This window comes from Cupriavidus sp. PB-02 (assembly GCF_058252315.1).
Genome location: NZ_CM177694.1, coordinates 3598180 through 3617671 on the forward strand (window position 1 = coordinate 3598180; position 19492 = coordinate 3617671).

The following is a 19492-nucleotide window of genomic DNA, read 5'->3' on the forward strand; positions in this document are numbered from 1 at the left end:
GGATTCGCTCTCCTCAGGCGCGTTCCGCCACGCGTTCGCCCATGATGCCGGACGGACGGAAGACGAGCACGGTGATCAGCACGATAAAGGCAAAGACGTCCTGGTAGTTCGAACCGAAGACGCCGTTGGTCAGGTCGCCGATATAGCCGGCGCCGAGCGCTTCGATCAGGCCCAGCAGCATGCCGCCGACCATGGCGCCCGCCAGGTTGCCGATGCCGCCCAGCACCGCGGCGGTAAACGCCTTCAGGCCGGGGATGAAGCCCATGTAGAAGTGGGCATTGCCGTAGTTGGTGGCCATCATCACGCCGGCCAGCGCCGCCAGCGTGGCGCCGATCATGAAGGTGGCGGAAATGACGAAGTTCGGGTTCACGCCCATCAGGCCGGCCACCTTCTGGTTCTCGGCGGTGGCGCGCATGGCGCGGCCGAGCTTGGTGCGGTTGACCAGGGCCAGCAGGCCGGACATCACCATCACGGCCATGCCGATGATGACCATTTCCTTGCCGGTGATGGTGGCGCCGGTCGTGCCGATATCGATCGGCTCGGACGGCAGCAGCTGCGGGAAGGTCAGCGGGTTGCGCGACCAGATCAGCATGCCCATCGTCTGCAGGATGATGGAGACACCGATCGCTGTGATCAGCGGGGCCAGCCGTGGCGCATTGCGCAAGGGCCGGTAGGCGATCCGCTCGATGGCATAGGACAGGATCGCGCAGACCGGCATGGCGATCAGCGTGGCGATCACCAGCGTCAGCCATTCAGGCAGGCCGGGGGCGAACTTCTGCAGACCAAGAATCGCTGACAGGGCGGTCAGCGCGCCGATCATCAGGACATCGCCGTGGGCGAAGTTGATGATCCCCAGAATGCCGTAGACCATGGTGTAGCCCAGTGCGATCAGCGCATAGATGCTGCCGAGCACCAGACCGTTCACGATCTGCTGGATAAAGATATCCATGAAAACTCCTGCTTCAAGTCCCGGACCTTACGGCATGGTGTGGATGCCGGGGGGACCATAGTGTGTGATGGGTAACGTAGCTGAGGTTGGGTTGCTGGTAAGCGGCTTCGCCATGCTCCATCCATGGTAAGGATGCTTCTACATTAGGCGAGGCTAAAAAGAACGGCACCGCAAAATACTCACGGTGCCGTTCGGATGGGCCGGTAAGCCCAGATTACATCTTCACGACGTCGAGGACGGACTTCTTCTTGTCCTTGTACTCGTACAGCGTGATGGTGCCTTCCTTCATGTCGCCCTTCTCGTCGAAGGCGATGTTGCCGATCACACCCTTGTAGTTGGTCTTGGGCATTTCGGCCAGGATGGCAGCCGGTTCGGTCGAGTTGGCGCGCTTCATGGCATCGACGATGACCATCACCGCGTCATACGTGAACGGCGCATAGATCTGCACCGGCGCGTTGAAGCGAGCCTGGTAGCGCTTGGAGAAGTCCGCGCCCTGCTCCATCTTCGACAGGGCCAGGCCGGCCTCGGAGCAGATGATGTTGGTCACGGCATCGCCCGCCAGCTCGGCCACCTTGTCGGTACAGACGCCGTCGCCGCCAACGATCTTGGCGCCGATGCCCAGTTCCTTGGCTTGCTTGGCGAACGGGCCGCCGGTGGCATCCATGCCGCCGTACATGATCACGTCAGGCTTCTTGCCCTTGATCTTGGTGAGAATGGCCTTGAAGTCGGTGGCCTTGTCGTTGGTGGCCTCGCGCGCCACCACGCTCACGCCGGACGCCTTGGCGGTCTTCTCAAACTCGTCAGCCAGGCCCTTGCCGTAGGCGGTGGCGTCGTCAACGATCGCCACGCTCTTGGCATGGAGGGTCTTGCTGGCATAGTTGGCCAGCGCCGGGCCCTGCTGGGCGTCGGTGGCCACCACGCGGTAGGTGGTCTTGAAGCCCTGCTTGGTGTAGTCCGGGTTGGTGGACGACGGCGAGATCTGCACGATGCCGGCATCGCTATAGATCTTGGAGGCCGGGATCGACGTGCCCGAGTTCAGGTGGCCGACCACGGCCACGACCTTGGCGTCCACCAGCTTCTGCGCCACGGAAGTGCCGGTCTTCGGATCGGCGGCATCGTCTTCGCCGACCAGTTCCAGCTTGATCTTCTTGCCACCGATTTCCAGGCCGGTCTTGTTGACTTCTTCCACGGCCAGGCGGGCGCCGTTTTCGTTGTCCTTGCCAAGGTGCGCGATGCCGCCGGTCAGCGGGGCCGCGTGGCCGATCTTGACGACGACGTCGCCCGCTGCGGGAGCGGCTGCCGCCGGCGCCGAAGCCGCATCTGCCGGCTTCTCTTCTTTCTTGCCGCAAGCTGCTACGAGCGCCACTGCGGCCGCGATCGGCAGAATCTTGGCAAACGTGATTTGCATGAGTGATCTCCTAGGATTCACAAAAACAGGGATTGCAACGCCTCCCGGACGTTTCCCTGGACCGCCTTTGTTTAGTTTCAATTTGAAACGCGCGCATTGTATCCCCTTTCTTTCCAGATGCAATACGCGACGCAACAACATGAACGATTTACCCGTCAAATGAGCTAGGGAATTTCCCCAATGCACAAATTGGGGCAATTCCCGCCCACATGCCGGGGCCGCCTCACATACTTACAAGAATCGTGCCTGCGCCGCCCGGAGGCGGGATTAAGCACCGAGGCCGCCACCTATAATGACGCTTAATTAATTAGGCGTTTCATTTCAATTCGGCTGCACCGATCTCTAATGTGCAGAATGTAGCGCCGCACCATAATAGGGAAAACCCCAGTTACGGGGATTACCCTGATTTGTCTGATTAGGGGAACACCCACGGATTGGTCGCACCAACTGCGTGCATTATGCGTGACATTACAATCGGCACGCGCAAAGACAAAGGGCGCCGCATTGTGCGGCGCCCTTTGGAGGCAAGGCAGGAAATTGACGGGCGGGCGGCCCGCGTCCGCTCAGGCAGCGGCGCTGGTGGGCAGCAGGCCGCGCGGCAGCGGGAACGCCATGTTCTCCTGGATGCCTTCCAGCGGGCGCACCTGGCGCGCGCCGAGTGCGCGCAGGCGCTCGACGATGGACTGGGCCAGCGCCTCCGGCGCCGAGGCGCCGGCGGTCAGGCCGATGCGGCGCTTGCCGGCGATCCATTCGGGACGAACCTGCTCGGCCGCGTCCACCATGTAGGCCGGCACGCCCAGGCGCTCGGCCAGTTCGCGCAGGCGGTTGGAGTTGGAGCTGTTGGGGCTGCCTACCACGATCACCACCTCGACCTGCGGCGCCATGAACTTGACTGCGTCCTGGCGGTTCTGCGTGGCATAGCAGATGTCCTGCTTCTTTGGCTCGCGGATCTGCGGGAAGCGGGCCTTGAGCGCGGCCACGATCTCGCGGGTCTCGTCCACCGACAGCGTGGTCTGGGTCACGAACGCCAGCCGCTCCGGATCGGCGACCTGCAGCGTGGCGACGTCCGCCACCGACTCCACCAGCACCATGCCGCCATTGGCCTGGCCCATGGTGCCTTCCACCTCCGGGTGGCCGCGATGGCCGATCATCACGATCTCGCAGCCCTCGGCGCGCATCTTGCCGACTTCGACATGCACCTTGGTCACCAGCGGACAGGTGGCATCGAACACGTGCAGCCCGCGCGCGGCGGCGTCCTGGCGAACTTCGCGCGACACGCCGTGGGCGCTGAAGATGACGGTGGCGCCGGCGGGCACCTCGTCGAGTTCGCGCACGAACACCGCGCCCTTGCGGCGCAGATCGGCCACCACATAGGCGTTGTGGACGATTTCGTGGCGCACGTAGATCGGCGCGCCGAAGCGCTCGAGCGCCCGCTCGACGATCTCGATGGCGCGGTCGACGCCGGCGCAGAAGCCGCGCGGCTGGGCCATCAGGACTTCTGCGTCGGGGGCGGTGGTCAGGTCAGGCATGCTGCGGTATCAGGACAGGTTCGGCACACGTGGGTCGCAATCAAAGCACGCCGATCAGCTGCACGTCGAACAGGATGGTCTGCCCGGCCAGCGGGTGGTTGAAGTCGAACAGCGCCGCGGTGTCGCCGAATTCCTTCAGCACGCCTGCGTACTTGCCGCCGCCGGGCGCGTTGAATTCGACCAGATCGCCTGCGTTGTAGTCCTCTTCAAAGGAACTGTTCTCGCGCAGCGTGGCCAGCGACACCCACTGCAGCAGGTCCGGGTTGCGCGGCCCGAAGGCCTGCTCCGGCGCCAGCCGGTAGGTCATGCGCTCGCCCTCGGGCATGCCCAGCAGCGCCTGCTCCAGCGTAGGCGCGAGCTGTCCTTGGCCGAGCAGCAACGTGGCGGGCTTGTCCTCGAACGTGCTGACGATCTCGGTGCCGTTCTCGAGCGCGATGCTGTAGTGCAGGGTCAGGAATGAGTCGGCCTGGACAGTCTTGCGGCCAGCCGTGCCGCCGTCGGCTTCCGACGCGAAAGTTTGCAAATTCATGGGTGATCAACCGGTGTAGGGTAGGAGCAGGCCATCGCTGGCCCACTCCCCCCTAAGAACCGTACGTGCGGGTTTCCCCGCATACGGCTCAAACCTTCTCAAAATACCATCAAATCATGGCACCGGCTTTACAACAGAAAGCCCGTGGTTATGCCATAGCGCGCAGAGCTTTCGCTCCGCCCGAACCCTACCTGCCGGTCCAAACTGGACCGGAAATGCAAATGCTCCGCCTTGTGGGCAGATGACATTCGCCCACTTGGCGTTTGGCGGCCGACGTGGCCGCGTTCAAACTTGGTGCCAAACTTCGGCATGTGAAACCACTGTCCGCTCTCGGAAGAGCAGACAGAGCCACGCCCGAAGGCGTGGTTCGCGCCTTTGGGCGGGCACTGGCTGGTAGGCCAGTACTGCAAGCAACGCTTCTCAGACAACTCTGAAAAGTGAGCAGGCGCTAGCGGCGTAAGCTATGGTGGGCTTCGTTTCACTAGCAGGTGGGAGTACTCTCCCAGGGGCGATGCGTCTAACGTGACGCGGACGGACACGAGTGTGCGTGTCGCACCAACAACCCGTATTGTATTCGACTGGCCCATCGACCGCCGCCTTGGGCCCGGCCGGACCCTTTCCAGACAGTTTCCGGACTCGTTCCGAACAGTTTCCCGGCCCTTCCGTACCGTGCAACACTTTTTACGGCGGGAATCCACCGGGATTGCCCATGACCATTGCCAACTGGCCCGCCTGCGAGCGACCGCGCGAGAAACTGCTTGAATGCGGCGCCGCCGCCCTTTCCGATGCCGAGCCGCTGGCCGTCTTCCTGCGCGTGGGCGCGGCCGGCAAGAGTGCCGTGGACCTCGCACGCGAGCTGATGCACCGCTTTGGCTCCCTGACCGCCCTGTTCGCGGCAGAGACGCGGGCGCTGGCGGGGACGCTGGCGTCCCTGCCGCACGAAGTCTTCCTGTGCCTGTTCCTGGACCCGCGGAACCGCATGATCGCCAGCGAGGAGCTGTTTCGCGGCACGCTGACGCGCACAGCCGTCTATCCGCGCGAGGTGGCGCGCCAGGCGCTGGTGCATAATGCCGCCGGCGTGATCGTGGCCCACAACCACCCTTCCGGCACCGCCGCCCCCAGCCAGAGCGACGTCCGCCTGACCCACGAGCTGGCGCGCACGCTGGACCTCATCGACGTACGGCTGCTCGACCATTTCATCGTCGCCGGGCAGGAAATCCGCTCGCTGGCCCAATGCTGCGAGCGGCTGCCGGGCTTGTGATGCACACGACACGGCGCAACACCTGATGAGGCAAAAGCACAGATGGCATTGATTCGGTGGGGGAATCCGGTCTATAATGCCCGTTTTGCTGAAGTCTCAACCGCTGCAGTCCGGGCCCGCGCGCCTTTTGTTGATCTGTTGCGAACATTGTCCACGAATAGAAGATTTAGGAGTGCTTCATGGCACGCGTCTGTCAAGTGACCGGGAAAGCGCCGATGGTCGGCAACAACGTTTCCCACGCAAACAACAAGACCAAGCGCCGTTTTCTGCCCAACCTGCAGAATCGTCGTTTCTTCGTTGAATCCGAAAACCGCTGGGTGAGCCTGCGCGTCTCGAACGCCGGCCTGCGCCTGATCGACAAGAAAGGCATCGACTCCGTGCTCGCCGACCTGCGCGCACGTGGCGAAGTCTAATTAGGAGCACATCATGGCAAGCAAAGGCGGACGCGACAAGATCAAGCTGGAATCGACCGCAGGCACGGGTCATTTCTACACGACCACCAAGAACAAGCGCACCATGCCGGAAAAGATGGAGATCATGAAGTTCGATCCCGTCGCCCGCAAGCACGTCGCTTACAAGGAAACCAAGATCAAGTAATTGATCTGGGATCCCGCCAGAAAGCCCCGCCATGTTGCGGGGCTTTTTGTTGCCTGCGCGCCGTGCGGCACGCGCCGCCCGCAGGGCGATAAGCGCCCACCGCCACGCAGCGCGCTGATGCGTGGGAAGGCGCTTCAGGTGTAGACTTTGCCGTTTCCTCCTTTTTGCCTGGCGCCCCCAGCGCCCTCCGCACCATGAATTTCGACGTCGCCATCGTCGGCAGCGGTCTGGCCGGCCTTACGGTCGCGCTGCAACTGGCCGACACCCACCGGGTGGTCATCCTCAGCAAGCGCGCCATGACCCAGGGCGCCAGCGATTGGGCGCAGGGCGGCATTGCCGCCGTGCTGGATTCCGGCGACAGCCATGACGAGCACACGCAGGACACGCTCGTTGCCGGCGCAGGCCTGTGCGACGAAGAGGCAACGCGCTTTATCGTGGAGCACGGGCGCGAGGCGATCCAGTGGCTGATCGACCGCGGCGTGCCGTTCACGCGCGACGAACAGGCCGAACTGGGCTTCCACCTGACGCGCGAAGGCGGCCACAGCCGCCGGCGCATCATCCACGCCGCGGATGCCACCGGCCACGCCGTGGTCAGCACGCTGCTGGAGCAGGCGACCCGGCACCCGAACATCACCTTCCTGGAAGACCACTTCGCGATCGACGTGATCACTTCGCGCAAGCTGGGGCTGCCGGGCAACCGCTGCTACGGTCTGTATGTGCTGGATGACAGGACCGGCGCGGTGCACACGATCACCGCCACGCATACCGTGCTGGCCGCGGGCGGCGCGGGCAAGGTCTACCTGTACACCACCAATCCGGACACGGCGACCGGCGACGGCATCGCCATGGCGTGGCGCGCCGGCTGCCGGGTGTCGAACATGGAGTTCATCCAGTTCCACCCGACCTGCCTGTACCATCCTTATGCCAAGTCCTTCCTGATCTCCGAGGCGGTGCGCGGAGAAGGCGGCCTGCTCAAGCTGCCCGACGGCACGCGCTTCATGCCCGAGCACGATTCGCGCGCCGAACTGGCGCCGCGCGACGTGGTGGCGCGTGCGATCGACTTCGAGATGAAGAAGCGCGGCCTCGACTGCGTCTACCTGGATATCACGCACCAGCCCGAGGCCTTCCTGAAGAACCACTTCCCGACCATCCACGCACGCTGCCTGGAACTGGGCATCGACATCACGCGCGAGCCGATTCCCGTGGTGCCGGCCGCGCATTACACCTGTGGCGGCGTGGTCACCGACACCGCGGGCCGCACTGATATCGGCAACCTGTACGCCGTGGGCGAGACCGCCTGCACCGGCCTGCACGGCGCCAACCGTCTCGCCTCCAACTCGCTGCTGGAATGCATGGTGATCGGGCGCGCCGCCGCGGCCGACATCGCCTCCAAGGACAAGGCCGGCCGGCCCGATATCACGCTGCCCGCGTGGGATGAGAGCCGCGTCTCCGATGCCGACGAGGAAGTGGTGGTGTCGCACAACTGGGACGAGCTGCGCCGCATGATGTGGAACTACGTCGGCATCGTGCGCACCAGCAAGCGGCTGGAGCGCGCCCAGCACCGCATCGGCCTGCTGCGCGAGGAGATCGCCGAGTATTACGCCAACTTCCGCGTCACCAGCGACCTGCTGGAGCTGCGCAACCTGGTCGAAGTGGCGTCACTCATCGTGGACAGCGCCTATTCGCGCCATGAAAGCCGCGGCCTGCATTTCAGCCGGGACTATCCAGAGTCGCTGCCCAAGGCGCTGCCGACGGTGATGCAGCCGCTGGCCGTACGCAAGCGGTAACGCCTGGCAGACAGCAAGAAAAAACGGGGTGGTGCCTGATGGCCCCACCCCGTTTTTCTTTGCCAGGTGACTGGCCGTTCAGCCGATGATCCGCAACGAATAGTCCGTCGCGCGCACGTCCTTGGTCAGCGCGCCGACCGAGATGCGGTCCACGCCGGTCTCGGCAAAGGTGCGGATGGTGTCGGCATTGACGCCTCCCGATACTTCGAGCAGCGCCCTGCCCTGGTTGAGTTTGACCGCGTCTTGCATCATCGGCACGGTGAAGTTGTCGATCAGCACCGACTTCGCACCGGCCGCCAGCGCCTCGTCCAGTTCGACCAGCGATTCCACCTCGATCTGCACCGGCGCATCGGTATCGAGCGCCAGCGCCGCCTGCATCGCGGCGGTGATGCTGCCGGCCGCGGCGATATGGTTCTCCTTGATCAGGATGCCGTCGTACAGCGCCAGGCGCTGGTTCTCGCCGCCGCCGATGCGCACGGCGTACTTCTGCGCCAGGCGCAGGCCGGGGAGCGTCTTGCGCGTGTCCAGCACGCGCGCGCGGGTGCCGGCGATCAGGTCGGCATAGCGGCGCGTGGCGGTGGCCACGCCGGACAGCAGTTGCAGGAAATTGAGCGACGGGCGCTCGGCTGTCAGCAGCGAGCGCGCCGGGCCGTTGATCTCGCACACCACCGAGTCTGGCGCCATGCGTGCGCCTTCCTGCTGCAGCCAGCGCACTTCCAGCGCCGGATCAACCGCGCGCATGCAGGCATCGAACCACGGCTGGCCGCACAGCACCGCCGATTCACGCACGATCGCGCGCGCGCGGGCGGCCTTGCCGGCGGGAACCAGCAGGCCGGTCAGGTCGCCGCTGCCGACGTCCTCGTCGATGGCTGCCTGCACATTGGCTTGCAGCGCTGCCTGCAGCGCCTGGCCGTAGCTGTCGAAAATCGGATTCACGCTCATGCCGGGCCGATCCCCTGGAACAGGGCCTGTTCCTTGGCCAGGTCAGACGACGGACGCACGTTGCGCTTCTGCGCGGCGGCGAAGTCGAGCATTCGGTTGATACAGGTCACCGCCTTGGCGCCGATTGCCGGGTCGACATGGATCTCGTTGCGGCCGGTTTCCAGCACCTCGGCCAGGTTGGTCAGCGCGTTCATCGCCATCCACGGGCAGTGCGCGCAGCTCTTGCAGGTCGCGCTGTTGCCGGCGGTCGGTGCTTCGATGAAGTGCTTGCCGGGCGCGGCCATGCGCATCTTGTGCAGGATGCCGTTGTCGGTAGCGACGATGAATTCGGTCGCGTCCAGCTTCTGCGCGGCCTCGATCAACTGCGAGGTCGAGCCGACCACGTCGGCCTGCGCCACCACGTTTTCCGGCGATTCCGGGTGCACCAGGATCTTGGCGTTGGGGAATTCACGACGCAGCAGGTCCAGCTCGATGCCCTTGAACTCGTCATGCACCAGGCACGAGCCCTGCCACAGCAGCATGTCGGCGCCGGTCTGCTTCTGGATATAGCTGCCCAGGTGCTTGTCCGGGGCCCACAGGATCTTCTTGCCCTGCGCGTGCAGGTGCTCGACGATCTTCAGGCCGATGCTGGAGGTCACCATCCAGTCCGCGCGCGCCTTCACGGCGGCGCTGGTGTTGGCGTAAACCACCACGGTGCGGTCCGGGTGCGCATCGCAGAACGCGGCGAACTCATCGGCCGGGCAGCCCAAATCGAGCGAGCAGGTCGCGTCCAGGTCCGGCATCAGCACGGTCTTTTCGGGGCTGAGGATCTTGGCAGTCTCGCCCATGAAGCGCACACCGGCCACCACCAGGGTCTTGGCCTCGTGGTCGCGGCCGAAGCGCGCCATTTCCAGGGAATCGGAGACGCAGCCGCCGGTTTCCTCGGCCAGGTCCTGCAGGTCGGCGTCGACGTAATAGTGCGCCACCAGCACCGCGTTGCGTTCCTTCAGCAGGCGGCGGATACGCGCCTTCAGTTCCTGGCGCTCGTCGGGCGTCAGCACCGGCGGCACCTTGGCCCAAGCGTGGGCCACGCAGCTTTCGCCAGTGGCGTTTTCGGCATTCGCCAGGTTCGGTTTCTCGAACTCGACGGTCTTGATCGATTGTGGGGTCATCTCCGGTACTCCTCTAGACCTCCGCCAACAAGGGTGCGGCCGGCCAGAACATGGGGGAGTTTATCTAAAACAAAAGCCCCGCCATGGGCGGGGCTTTGTCAAACCATACGGCGCGGCCGAATTGTATCAGGCGTAGCGGCGCAGGCGCAGCGAGAAATCGTGCAGCGCCTGGATGCCACTGGCCTCGGCGCGATGGCACCAGGCCTGCAGCTGCTGCAGCAGCTGCTCACGCGTCAGGTTGGAACGGCCCCAGATGGCGGCCAGTTCGCGGCGCATTTCCACGAAGGTCTGCAGCGCCTTGTTCTGTTCGACGATGCTGGCGAGCTGCTCGCGCTGGGTCGCGGCCAGCTTGGTTTCCTCGCGGTGAAACCACTTGCTGGCGGGCTTGAAGCTGCGGTACTCGGCCACGCCGCCTTCCTTGAGCTTGTCCAGTTCCTGGCGGAACGCGCCCTTGACGGCCTTGGCGTAGCGCGCCATCACGTCATAGCGGTTGGCGATGATGGCTTCCAGCGTGTTGTGGTCGACCGGGCGGGCTTCCACCAGGCGCGCCTTCGGCGGAGTCTTCTTGACCTTGGCCAGGCCGACCGCCTGCATCGCTCGGATATAGCCCCAGCCCACGTCGAACTCATACCACTTGATCGAGAACTTGGCCGAAGTCGGGTAGGTGTGGTGGTTGTTGTGCAGCTCTTCGCCGCCGATGATCAGGCCCCACGGCGACACGTTGGTCGACGCATCTTCGCAATCGTAGTTGCGATAACCCCACCAGTGGCCCAGGCCATTGATGATGCCGGCGGCATGGATCGGGATCCACAGCATCTGCACCGCCCAAACCGACATGCCGATCACGCCGAACAGCGCCAGGTCGATGATCAGCAGCAGGCCCACGCCCTGCCAGGTGAAGCGCGAGTACACGTTGCGCTCGATCCAGTCGTTGGGGCAGCCATGGCTGAACTTGGCGACGGTTTCCTTGTTCTTGGCTTCGGCGCGATACAGCTCGGCGCCTTCCAGCAGCACCTTGCGGATGCCACGGGTCTGCGGGCTGTGCGGATCGTCTTCCGTTTCGCACTTGGCGTGGTGCTTGCGGTGGATCGCGGTCCACTCGCGCGTGACCATGCCAGTGGTCAGCCACAGCCAGAACCGGAAGAAGTGTTGGGCAATGGGGTGCAGATCCAGCGACCGGTGCGCCATGCAGCGGTGCAGGAAGATGGTGACGCCGGCGATCGTGATATGCGTCATCACGAGCGTGTAGATGACGATCTCCCACCAGGTCCAGTTGGCAAGGCCATTGGCGGCCCAGTCAAGAATAGTGTCGAACAAACTGTTCTCCGTCGATTAAACAGGGACTTTCCCGTGCAGGCCGGCGGATGGCCGGTGCACACAACGCGCAGAAAAAAATAGCTGCGAATCTATTGATTGCGATAGCTGTCTGGCGCGTGCCGCGGGACCCGAAGTCGCTCCGGGCTCCCTGGCACACGAGTCTGGCGCCGGCCGTGGCTGGCGGGACAAGGTACGAGCCGCTGCAATCTGGCGGCTGTGTCTGATGTGGGGAGCGGGATGCGCGCAACCCGCGACAACCCGGCATTCTACCGGATCGTCGAAGTTGCATGCATACGCTGTTACCCGGATTTGGACGGGGCGCAACGCTTTTCGTTCCTTGGGGTGGCGCATGCGGCGCCCACCCAAGGTCGATCGGGCGCTAGTGACGCCTAAGGTGCATTTGCAGCTTCAGGCAGTTCGGCTGGCCGTGCCGCAGCGGTCATGCCGGGTAGCGGCGTGTCGCCCAGCACCCTCACCTCGCGCTGCGGATACGGGATCGAGATACCGTGGTCGCGCAGCGTGCGCCAGATGGCGCGGTTCATTGCCGATTGCACCCCCAGCTTGCCGCTCTGCGGGTCGGCGATAAAGACCGCAACCTCATACTCGATGCCGCTGTCGGCGAACATCACCAGGAAGGCGGCCGGCTCCGGGTCGCGCAGCACGCGCGGCAGGTCGCGCACGCAGGCGGTCAGCAGCGCGATCACGGTTTCCGGGTCGGCGTTGTAGTCGGCCTGCACGCGTGTCGCCACGCGCACATTGGTGTTCGAGAACGAATGGTTCTGCACCGACTGGGCCACCAGTTGCTCGTTCGGCACCAGTGTCTCGCCGTCGCCGTTGCGTACCACGGTGTAGCGGGTGCGGATCTGCGACACGATGCCGGTGTACTTGTCCACCGTGATCTGGTCACCCAGCTTGACCGAGCGGTCCAGCAGGATGATGAAGCCGGAGATGTAGTTGCTGGCGATCTTCTGCAAACCCAGGCCCAGGCCGACACCGAGCGCGCCTCCGAACACCGACAGGACAGTCAGGTCGATGCCCACCAGCGACAGGCTCAGCAGCAGCGACACCAGCAGCAGCAGCGCCTTGGAGATGCGCGTCAGCACCACCTTCAGGTTGACGTCCAGGTTGTTCGAGCGCATCAGCCGCTCTTCCAGCCACGAGCCAAACCACATCGCCACCAGCACCGTCAGCAGGATCCACACCGCCGCCATCAGCGTGTCGGCCAGGCTGATCTTCTGCTTGCCGCCGATCGAGAAGCGCACGGCCTCCATCCACCCGACCACGTCCGACAGCACGCCCAGCACGTAAAGCGCCATGCCGACCCACACCAGCGTGGTCAGCACCTTTTCCACCAGCAGCAGCATGCCGTGCAACTGGCCGCTGCCGGACATGACCCGGCGCAGGATATAGAAGGTGAAGTTCAGGGCGGTGATGCCGAACAGCGGCACCAGCGCGAGGCGCAGCACGCTGATCGGGATCAGCGACTCCAGCGCGAAGCGGGCGATCATCACCAGCACCCAGCCGGCCAGCGGGAACATAGCCCGCTCCAGGCTGGCGGCGGCAAAGCGCACCGAGAAGCTGGAGCTTTCGTAGCGGGCTTCGAGCCGCCGCACGACATAGCGCGCCAGCGGCCAGGCCACTAGCAGGCAGCCAGCCAGGACCAGCAGCTGCCAGAAGAAGCCCGGGCCGCCTGCGTCGCGGATCAGGTCGTCCAGCATCTTGCCGAACGTCGAATGGGAGGCTTTCAGGCCGCCGCCCAGGCCGGACAGGGTTTCGCCGTTCATGGAGAATTCAGGGGTTGGCGCAGGCCGGCCGCCCGCAAACCAGTGGGCGGCCGGCGGCGCGCTTCAGCTGGTGCGTTCCAGCACTGCGGCGAAGAAGCCGTCGGTCTGGTGCAGGTGTGGAAAGAGCGCGAACATGGCGCTATCTGCCGACAATCCGGGGACTTCGATCTTCTGTTCGGCGAGCACTTCGCTGGCTGGCACGAGGCGGAAGTTGGGGTGCGCGGCAAGGAAATCGCGCACGATCGCTTCGTTTTCGGCTTCCAGCACGCTGCAGGTGGCGTAGACCACGCGGCCGCCGCCCTTGACCAGGCGCGCGGCCGAATCCAGGATCGCACTCTGCTTGGCGGTCAGCTCCAGCACCGATTCTGGCGACTGGCGCCACTTCAGGTCAGGGTTGCGCCGCAGCGTGCCCAGCCCGCTGCACGGCGCGTCCACCAGCACCCGGTCGGCCTTGCCGGCCAGGCGCTTGATCTTGGCGTCGCGCTCGGAGTCGATCAGCACCGGATGGACGTTGGACAGTCCGCTGCGCGCCAGCCGCGGCTTGAGGTTGGCCAGGCGCTTCTCCGATACGTCGAAGGCATAGAGCCGGCCGGTCGAGCGCATCGCCGCGCCCAGCGCCAGCGTCTTGCCGCCCGCGCCCGCGCAGAAGTCGACCACCATCTCGCCGCGCTTGGGTGCCACCAGGTTGCACAGCAGCTGGCTGCCCTCGTCCTGCACTTCGACCAGGCCGTTGACGAAGATCGGCAACTGGTTCAGCGCCGGCTTGCCGGTCATGCGGATGCCGGCCGGCGCCATCGGCGTGGACTCGGCGCCCAGGCCGGCGGCCTGCAGCTCGGCCAGCGCCGCCTCACGGCTGGTCTTGGCCAGGTTGACGCGCAGGTCCAGCGGGGCCGGGCGCAGCCAGGCATCGCCCAGCGCCGCGGTGAAGGTCTCGCCATGCTGGCGCACCAGTTCGTCGTACAGCCATTCTGGCAGGTTGGCACGTACGCGCGGCGCCAGGCTCGAGCGCTCGATCGTGGTCAGCCGGTCCAGCCATTCGGCCTCTTCGGGATGCAGGAACGGCGACAGCACGTCGCGCCCCAGCGTCGCGGCCAGGCCCAGCAGCGCCAGCCGGCGCGAGGTCGCGCCCGTGCCGCTTTCGGCAAACTGCGCAAACTCCACGCGCCGCCGCAGCACGGCGTAGATCGCCTCGGCGATGATGCCGCGCTCGCGGTGGCCGAGCTTGCTGTTCTCGCGGAAGTAGTAGCTCACCACGGCATCGGCCGGGCGGGCGAACAGCATCACCTTGCCGAGCAGCCGGTCGATATGCTGGATATGGGTGGCATGCAGCCCGCCGTGCACGCGCGGCGCGCCGTCCCGGCCGGCGTTGGCCGGCTTGCGGATGGGACTGCCCTTGCCCTTGCTGCGCACGGGCGCGCGGCCCTCGCTGCGAGCGGGTCGGGTTCCTGCGGGTCGGTTTCCTGCCTCGTTGCGACTCATGCCTTGACTCCTTCCGCCCGGGTATTGGCGGAGATGGCCATCAGCAATTGCGGCTCGGCCGGGTTGATAACGTTGACTACGCCGTCCTGCAGTTGCAGGCGGTCCTCGACAAACCATTGCACGGCGCGCGGATAGATCACATGCTCGCATTCGAGCAGGCGCTCCGCCAGGCTCTCGGGCGTATCCGTCGGCCGCACGTCCAGCGCGGCCTGGATCACAATCGGGCCGTGGTCCAGTTCGGGCGTGACGAAATGCACGGTGGCGCCGTGCAGCTTGACGCCGGCGTCCAGCGCCTGCTTGTGAGTGTTCAGCCCGGGGAAGCAAGGCAGCAGCGAGGGATGGATATTGAACAGCCGGCCCGCGTACCGGTCGACGAAGCCGGGGGTCAGGATGCGCATGAAGCCCGCCAGCACCACCAGGTCGGGCGCGTAGGCGTCGATGGCCTCGGCCAGTGCCGCGTCGAAGGCGGCGCGGTCAGGGAACTGGCGATGGTCGACGACCCCGGTTTCGATGCCTTGCTGCTGTGCGAACCGCAGCCCGGCGGCATCCGGCCGGTTGGACAGCACCGCTGCCACGCGGGCGGGCCAGCCACCTCCCGCGCAGGCTCGGACGATGGCTTCCATATTGGAGCCCCGCCCGGAAATCAAGATGACAATTTTTTTCATCGCGCAATTCTACCAAGGCAAGGCGCTAAACTCCGGTAAAGCTAACCCATTAGGTACTTAATTCACGAGATTCGGAAAGGACGCGATGCCACTAACATGTGGTGGCGGCGCCGTATACCCCCGATTGATGGATTGTGACGCTTCGCCCCCTCTGCTAGAGTGGGCCCTACGTCCACGCGCCAAACCTGTGCATGGCAGTACGACACAGTGCTCGCGTAGAGCTGGTGACAACAAGGACGAAACGGGAAATTAGACGGGAATTCGCATGTCGAACGCTGCACCGACGTTGTTGGTGGTCGATGATCATCCCATGGCTTTGTCAGGCACTACGGCGTTCCTCGCCGAAGTGATGCCGGATGTGGCGGTACACGCCGCCGGCAGTGCCCGCGAAGCCCTGGCTAGCTTGCAAGAGGGGCTTCGCCCCGACATCGTGCTGCTGGATATCTGGCTGAACGACGGCACCGGCTTCGATGCCATGCAGTCGTTCAAGACCGTGATCCCCGGCGCACGCTTTATCTTCATGTCCGCCGAGGCCACGCCGGAGATCGTGGGCCGCGCCCGCGCGCTGTCGGCCTGCGGCTTCGTCGGCAAGCACCTGGACGCCAACGCCTTTACCGCGGCGGTGCGCAAGGTGCTGGCGGGCGACACCTCCTTCCCTACCGATGAAGCGCTGAACGGGCACGCGCAGTCGTTCGGGCCCGCGCACGGCATTCCGGTCACGCCGGCTGAGCTCGGCCTGACGCCGCGCCAGGGCTCGGTGCTGGCGCTGGTGCTGGAAGGACTGCCGAACAAGGTGATCGCGCGCCGGCTGGGGCTGACCGAGAACACGGTCAAGGAACACGTGTCGGCCATCCTGCAGCGCCTGGGCGTGCGCACGCGCATGCAGGTGATGTCGCGGATGGAACGCTTCCGCCTGCGGCAGTAAGCATCAGCGGCGCCGGCATCGCCGGCGCTTTCGCCCTCTCCTCCTACGCCGGGCGCAGCCAGCGCCGCAGCAGCATGCGCAGCGAAGCCGGGTCCACCGGCTTTGGCAACACGAAATACCCCGCCTCTTCCGCCGCTGCCAGCGCGGCCGACTTCAGGTCGCCGGTCAGCAGCGCGCTGCGCGCCTGCGGCTGCGTGTTCTGCCAGCGCTCCAGCAGGTCCAGCCCGTTTTCACTGCCCGGCAGGCGCAGGTCGCAGAAGATGATGTCCGGGCGCAGGCCCTTCGCGAACAGCTTGTCGGCTTCGGCGCCGTGCGCGGCGCAGGCCACGCGGATGCCCCACGCTTCCATCAGCGCAATCCAGGCTTTGCGGATCTGGCTGTCGTCGTCGACCACCAGCACCGTGCCCTGCAGGCGATCGGGCTTGGCTTCCTCGGCCTGCGCCATGGCGCGCATCTCGCGCACGCTGGCCACGGTCTCGGCCGGCACCGGCGCCAGCGCGAACCAGAACACCGAGCCCTTGCCCGGCACCGAGCGCACGCCATAGGTGCCGCGCATCAGCCGCACGCACTCCTTGAAGATCGCCAGGCCCAGGCCCAGCCCTTGTGACGGGTCGCGCTGCGGGTTGTTGACCTGGTAGTAGGGCGAGAAAATTTCCGGCAAGTGCTCGGGAGTGACGCCGGCACCCGTATCCCACACCTCCAGCCGCACATGCTTGCGGCGCTGGCGCGCGTTCACCAGCACGCCGCCACGCTGGGTGTAGCGCAGCGCGTTCTGCACCAGGTTGAACAGCGCGCGGCGCAGCAGCACCGGCTCGGCCATCGCATATAGCTCGTCGGGCACGCGCGGCGTCAGCGTCAGGCCGCTTTCGCGCGCGTCGGCGGCAAACTGGCTCATCACGTCGCGGATCAGCGCGCCCAGCTCGCACGGCTCCAGCGTAGGCAACACCTTGCGCCCTTCCAGCTTGGACAGGTCCAGCAGCGAGCGGAACAGCAGGTCGATGGTCTGGGTGCCGGCCGCCACCTGCTCCACCAGCGGATGCAGCGCCGAGGACTGGTTGCGCGCGCGCAGCGCCTCCACCAGCATCACCAGCGCATGCACCGGCTGGCGCAGGTCATGGCTGGCCGCTGCCAGGAAGCGCGACTTTTCCTCGCTGGCATGCAGTGCGCGCTCCTTCTCTTCCTGGAATTGCTTGGCCAGGCGGCGGCTGTCGCCTTCGAGCTGGATCGCGCGCACCAGCGTGACCTGCAGATTGAAGGCATGGCGCGACAGCATCAGCGCGTAGATCACCAGCAGCCCCTGTACATAGGCGCCATGGCCAGGGAAGGCGAACTCCGCCATCAGGATATTGGGCACCAGGATCGGCACCCCGGCGTAGACCAGGTTGGACGGCACCGGCGCCTGCGACACCGCGCCGCCCGCGATCACCCCCAGTGTCAGCAGGTACAGCACGCTGGAGAACACCGCCGAGCCTGTATACAAATGCAGCAGCGCCGAGCTGCCCCAGGTCACGCCGGTCAGGAACGCAACCGCGCGCATATTGTTCCACCACTTGCGCGTGTGCGCGGAGCGGCTCATCGAGGCGCTGTCGCGCTGGTAGCCGTAGTAGAACCACAGACCACCGGCGGTCAGCAACAGCATCACCACGCACCAGCCCAACAAGGCAGCATGGCTCACGTCATCCCAGAATCCGAGGGCAGTCAGCGCGGGCAGCAGCACCGAGGCCACGATCGCCGTCGGCGAGTTCTTGTGCACGATGGCCATCAGCTTGGCGCGCGTTTCGACGTCGAGCTGGGCGGTCGCCTGGGGCAGCATTCGGGGCAGGAGCCGGGGGAAGAACCGGTTGGGCGGCGCGTCGTTCAAGTGTGACTGGCTTGGAATGGCGGTGTCGGGGATCAGCGGGGCCGAATATATCGAGTTTTTGTCGTTCTTCCCGGAGTGATGCTTAGGTTACGCCGAGGTGACGCATATCATGCCGCCTTTTGCAGCATCGCGCCATGCCGCGAGGGCCGGTTGCGGCACAAAAACAGCAGCACGGGGCCGGTCACCGGCCGCGGGAGCGGCAAGCCGACCCATTCGCCTTATAATGCCCGCTTTACCTGAAAAGTTTCCCGCCGTCCCCGTGAAAGTCTTCCGCGGCCTGCCCAACGCCGAAAGCCGGGCGCCCTGCGCGCTCACCATCGGCAATTTCGACGGTGTGCATCGCGGCCACCAGTCGCTGCTTGCGCGCGCGCGCGCGGCTGCCGACGCGCGCGGCCTGCCGCTGTGCGTGATGACCTTCGAGCCACATCCGCGCGAATTCTTCACCCCGGACAAGGCCCCCACGCGCATCGCGCTGCTGCGCGACAAGCTGGAAAGCCTGCGCCGCAATGGCGTGGACCGCGTGGTGGTGGAGCATTTCAACGCCCACTTTGCCGGCCAGTCGCCGCAGGAATTCGTGGAGAACGTGCTGTGGCACGGACTGCACGCGCGCTGGGTGCTGGTCGGCGACGATTTCCGCTTCGGCGCCAAGCGCGCCGGCGATGTTGCCTACCTGCAGGAAGCGGGCCGCCGCTACGGCTTCGATGTCGAGCAGATGGGCTCGGTGTCCGAAGGCGGCATCCGCATCTCCAGCTCGGCAGTGCGCCAGGCGCTGGCCGACGGCGACCTGGAGCACGCGCGGCGCCTGCTGGGCCACGGCTATGCCATCAGCGGCCACGTGATCCACGGACGCAAGCTGGGCCGCGACCTGGGCTTCCCGACGCTGAACCTGCGCATCTCGCACAAGCGCCCCGCGGTCAACGGCATCTTTGTCGTGCAGGTGCACGGTATTGCCGAGCACCCGCTGCCGGGCGTGGCCAGCATCGGCGTGCGCCCGACCATCGAGGACGCCGGCCGGGTGCTGCTGGAAGTCCACCTGTTCGACTTCAATGAAAGCCTGTACGGCAAGCTGGTGCGGGTGGAGTTCATGAAGAAGCTGCGCGACGAGGCACGCTTCGACAGCCTGGAAGAACTGACCGCCGCGATCGCCAAGGACAGCGCCGAAGCGCGCGCCTTCTTCGGCCTGACCGCGCCGGGCGCGGCCGAAGGCGCGGGCGGCCGCGACTTCGCCACCTCCGCCACCGACCGAATTAGCTAGCGGCCGGCGCCCGCCCACGCACGCTGTTGCGCGGGCCCCGGTTCGCATGCCGC

Annotated in this window: 17 protein-coding genes; 6 read left to right on the forward strand and 11 right to left on the reverse strand. The window is 65.5% G+C overall.

What is annotated here, in order from left to right; genetic code table 11:
* Window positions 1–13 precede the first annotated feature (13 nt).
* From AC10V3_RS16900 to AC10V3_RS16915, 4 genes are all read right to left on the reverse strand, one after another.
* Window positions 14–949, reverse strand: coding sequence for a branched-chain amino acid ABC transporter permease (locus AC10V3_RS16900; RefSeq protein WP_022536455.1), 936 nt, complete (start codon window positions 947–949; stop codon window positions 14–16).
* A gap of 214 nt (window positions 950–1163) precedes the next feature.
* Window positions 1164–2357, reverse strand: a complete 1194-nt coding sequence (locus tag AC10V3_RS16905) for a branched-chain amino acid ABC transporter substrate-binding protein (protein WP_022536456.1) — start codon at window positions 2355–2357, stop codon at window positions 1164–1166.
* A gap of 563 nt (window positions 2358–2920) precedes the next feature.
* Complete coding sequence (ispH, locus tag AC10V3_RS16910) at window positions 2921–3886, reverse strand: 4-hydroxy-3-methylbut-2-enyl diphosphate reductase (protein ID WP_022536457.1); 966 nt, start codon at window positions 3884–3886, stop codon at window positions 2921–2923.
* A 40-nt stretch (window positions 3887–3926) separates the two neighbouring features.
* Window positions 3927–4415, reverse strand: a complete 489-nt coding sequence (locus tag AC10V3_RS16915) for an FKBP-type peptidyl-prolyl cis-trans isomerase (RefSeq protein WP_022536458.1) — start codon at window positions 4413–4415, stop codon at window positions 3927–3929.
* Window positions 4416–5124: 709 nt separating this feature from the next.
* Here AC10V3_RS16915 and AC10V3_RS16920 point away from each other — a divergent pair.
* From AC10V3_RS16920 to nadB, 4 genes are all read left to right on the forward strand, one after another.
* Complete coding sequence (locus AC10V3_RS16920; protein WP_490922641.1) at window positions 5125–5676, forward strand: JAB domain-containing protein; 552 nt, start codon at window positions 5125–5127, stop codon at window positions 5674–5676.
* 179 nt (window positions 5677–5855) lie between these two features.
* Window positions 5856–6089, forward strand: coding sequence for a 50S ribosomal protein L28 (rpmB, locus tag AC10V3_RS16925; RefSeq protein WP_006575661.1), 234 nt, complete (start codon window positions 5856–5858; stop codon window positions 6087–6089).
* A 13-nt stretch (window positions 6090–6102) separates the two neighbouring features.
* The gene (gene rpmG / locus AC10V3_RS16930; RefSeq protein WP_010814980.1) at window positions 6103–6273 is read left to right on the forward strand and encodes a 50S ribosomal protein L33; all 171 of its coding nucleotides are present in this window, start codon (window positions 6103–6105) and stop codon (window positions 6271–6273) included.
* Window positions 6274–6467: 194 nt separating this feature from the next.
* Window positions 6468–8060 (forward strand): L-aspartate oxidase, encoded by a 1593-nt coding sequence (gene nadB, locus AC10V3_RS16935; RefSeq protein WP_490922645.1) that lies wholly within the window; start codon window positions 6468–6470, stop codon window positions 8058–8060.
* A gap of 78 nt (window positions 8061–8138) precedes the next feature.
* Here nadB and nadC read toward each other — a convergent pair whose 3' ends face one another.
* The 6 genes from nadC to purN form a co-directional block, all read right to left on the reverse strand.
* Window positions 8139–9002 carry a carboxylating nicotinate-nucleotide diphosphorylase gene (gene nadC / locus AC10V3_RS16940; protein ID WP_490922647.1) on the reverse strand — a complete coding sequence of 288 codons (864 nt, stop codon included), beginning with the start codon at window positions 9000–9002 and terminating at the stop codon, window positions 8139–8141.
* A complete protein-coding gene (gene nadA / locus AC10V3_RS16945) occupies window positions 8999–10153 on the reverse strand; it encodes a quinolinate synthase NadA (RefSeq protein ID WP_349606286.1) in 1155 nt (384 codons plus the stop codon). The genes nadC and nadA overlap by 4 nt, the downstream gene beginning before the upstream one ends.
* A gap of 126 nt (window positions 10154–10279) precedes the next feature.
* Window positions 10280–11470 (reverse strand): DesA family fatty acid desaturase, encoded by a 1191-nt coding sequence (locus AC10V3_RS16950; protein WP_349606287.1) that lies wholly within the window; start codon window positions 11468–11470, stop codon window positions 10280–10282.
* A gap of 389 nt (window positions 11471–11859) precedes the next feature.
* Window positions 11860–13254: a mechanosensitive ion channel family protein gene (locus tag AC10V3_RS16955; protein WP_349606289.1), complete on the reverse strand. Its 1395-nt coding sequence runs from the start codon at window positions 13252–13254 to the stop codon at window positions 11860–11862.
* Between the two features lie 63 nt (window positions 13255–13317).
* Window positions 13318–14733, reverse strand: a complete 1416-nt coding sequence (locus AC10V3_RS16960) for an RsmB/NOP family class I SAM-dependent RNA methyltransferase (protein WP_022536465.1) — start codon at window positions 14731–14733, stop codon at window positions 13318–13320.
* On the reverse strand, window positions 14730–15398 hold the full coding sequence (gene purN, locus AC10V3_RS16965) for a phosphoribosylglycinamide formyltransferase (protein ID WP_349606290.1): 669 nt from the start codon (window positions 15396–15398) through the stop codon (window positions 14730–14732). Before purN ends, AC10V3_RS16960 begins: the two co-directional genes overlap by 4 nt.
* A gap of 265 nt (window positions 15399–15663) precedes the next feature.
* On the opposite strand from purN, the gene AC10V3_RS16970 reads away from it, so the two are divergent.
* The gene (locus tag AC10V3_RS16970) at window positions 15664–16323 is read left to right on the forward strand and encodes a response regulator (protein WP_022536467.1); all 660 of its coding nucleotides are present in this window, start codon (window positions 15664–15666) and stop codon (window positions 16321–16323) included.
* A gap of 43 nt (window positions 16324–16366) precedes the next feature.
* Here the strand turns inward: AC10V3_RS16970 and AC10V3_RS16975 are convergent, their stop codons facing one another.
* Window positions 16367–18136 (reverse strand): hybrid sensor histidine kinase/response regulator, encoded by a 1770-nt coding sequence (locus AC10V3_RS16975; RefSeq protein WP_490922650.1) that lies wholly within the window; start codon window positions 18134–18136, stop codon window positions 16367–16369.
* 307 nt (window positions 18137–18443) lie between these two features.
* Between AC10V3_RS16975 and AC10V3_RS16980 the strand changes: the two genes are divergently transcribed.
* Window positions 18444–19439: a bifunctional riboflavin kinase/FAD synthetase gene (locus tag AC10V3_RS16980; RefSeq protein WP_041681144.1), complete on the forward strand. Its 996-nt coding sequence runs from the start codon at window positions 18444–18446 to the stop codon at window positions 19437–19439.
* Window positions 19440–19492 lie beyond the last annotated feature (53 nt).

Bases quoted from the DNA above. Each gene is read 5' to 3' on its own strand.
- AC10V3_RS16900 (WP_022536455.1), bottom strand. From the start codon at position 949: ATGGATATCTTTATCCAGCAGATCGTGAACGGTCTGGTGCTCGGCAGC.
- AC10V3_RS16905 (WP_022536456.1), bottom strand. From the start codon at position 2,357: ATGCAAATCACGTTTGCCAAGATTCTGCCGATCGCGGCCGCAGTGGCG.
- ispH (WP_022536457.1), bottom strand. From the start codon at position 3,886: ATGCCTGACCTGACCACCGCCCCCGACGCAGAAGTCCTGATGGCCCAG.
- AC10V3_RS16915 (WP_022536458.1), bottom strand. From the start codon at position 4,415: ATGAATTTGCAAACTTTCGCGTCGGAAGCCGACGGCGGCACGGCTGGC.
- AC10V3_RS16920 (WP_490922641.1), top strand. From the start codon at position 5,125: ATGACCATTGCCAACTGGCCCGCCTGCGAGCGACCGCGCGAGAAACTG.
- rpmB (WP_006575661.1), top strand. From the start codon at position 5,856: ATGGCACGCGTCTGTCAAGTGACCGGGAAAGCGCCGATGGTCGGCAAC.
- rpmG (WP_010814980.1), top strand. From the start codon at position 6,103: ATGGCAAGCAAAGGCGGACGCGACAAGATCAAGCTGGAATCGACCGCA.
- nadB (WP_490922645.1), top strand. From the start codon at position 6,468: ATGAATTTCGACGTCGCCATCGTCGGCAGCGGTCTGGCCGGCCTTACG.
- nadC (WP_490922647.1), bottom strand. From the start codon at position 9,002: ATGAGCGTGAATCCGATTTTCGACAGCTACGGCCAGGCGCTGCAGGCA.
- nadA (WP_349606286.1), bottom strand. From the start codon at position 10,153: ATGACCCCACAATCGATCAAGACCGTCGAGTTCGAGAAACCGAACCTG.
- AC10V3_RS16955 (WP_349606289.1), bottom strand. From the start codon at position 13,254: ATGAACGGCGAAACCCTGTCCGGCCTGGGCGGCGGCCTGAAAGCCTCC.
- AC10V3_RS16960 (WP_022536465.1), bottom strand. From the start codon at position 14,733: ATGAGTCGCAACGAGGCAGGAAACCGACCCGCAGGAACCCGACCCGCT.
- purN (WP_349606290.1), bottom strand. From the start codon at position 15,398: ATGAAAAAAATTGTCATCTTGATTTCCGGGCGGGGCTCCAATATGGAA.
- AC10V3_RS16970 (WP_022536467.1), top strand. From the start codon at position 15,664: ATGTCGAACGCTGCACCGACGTTGTTGGTGGTCGATGATCATCCCATG.
- AC10V3_RS16975 (WP_490922650.1), bottom strand. From the start codon at position 18,136: ATGCTGCCCCAGGCGACCGCCCAGCTCGACGTCGAAACGCGCGCCAAG.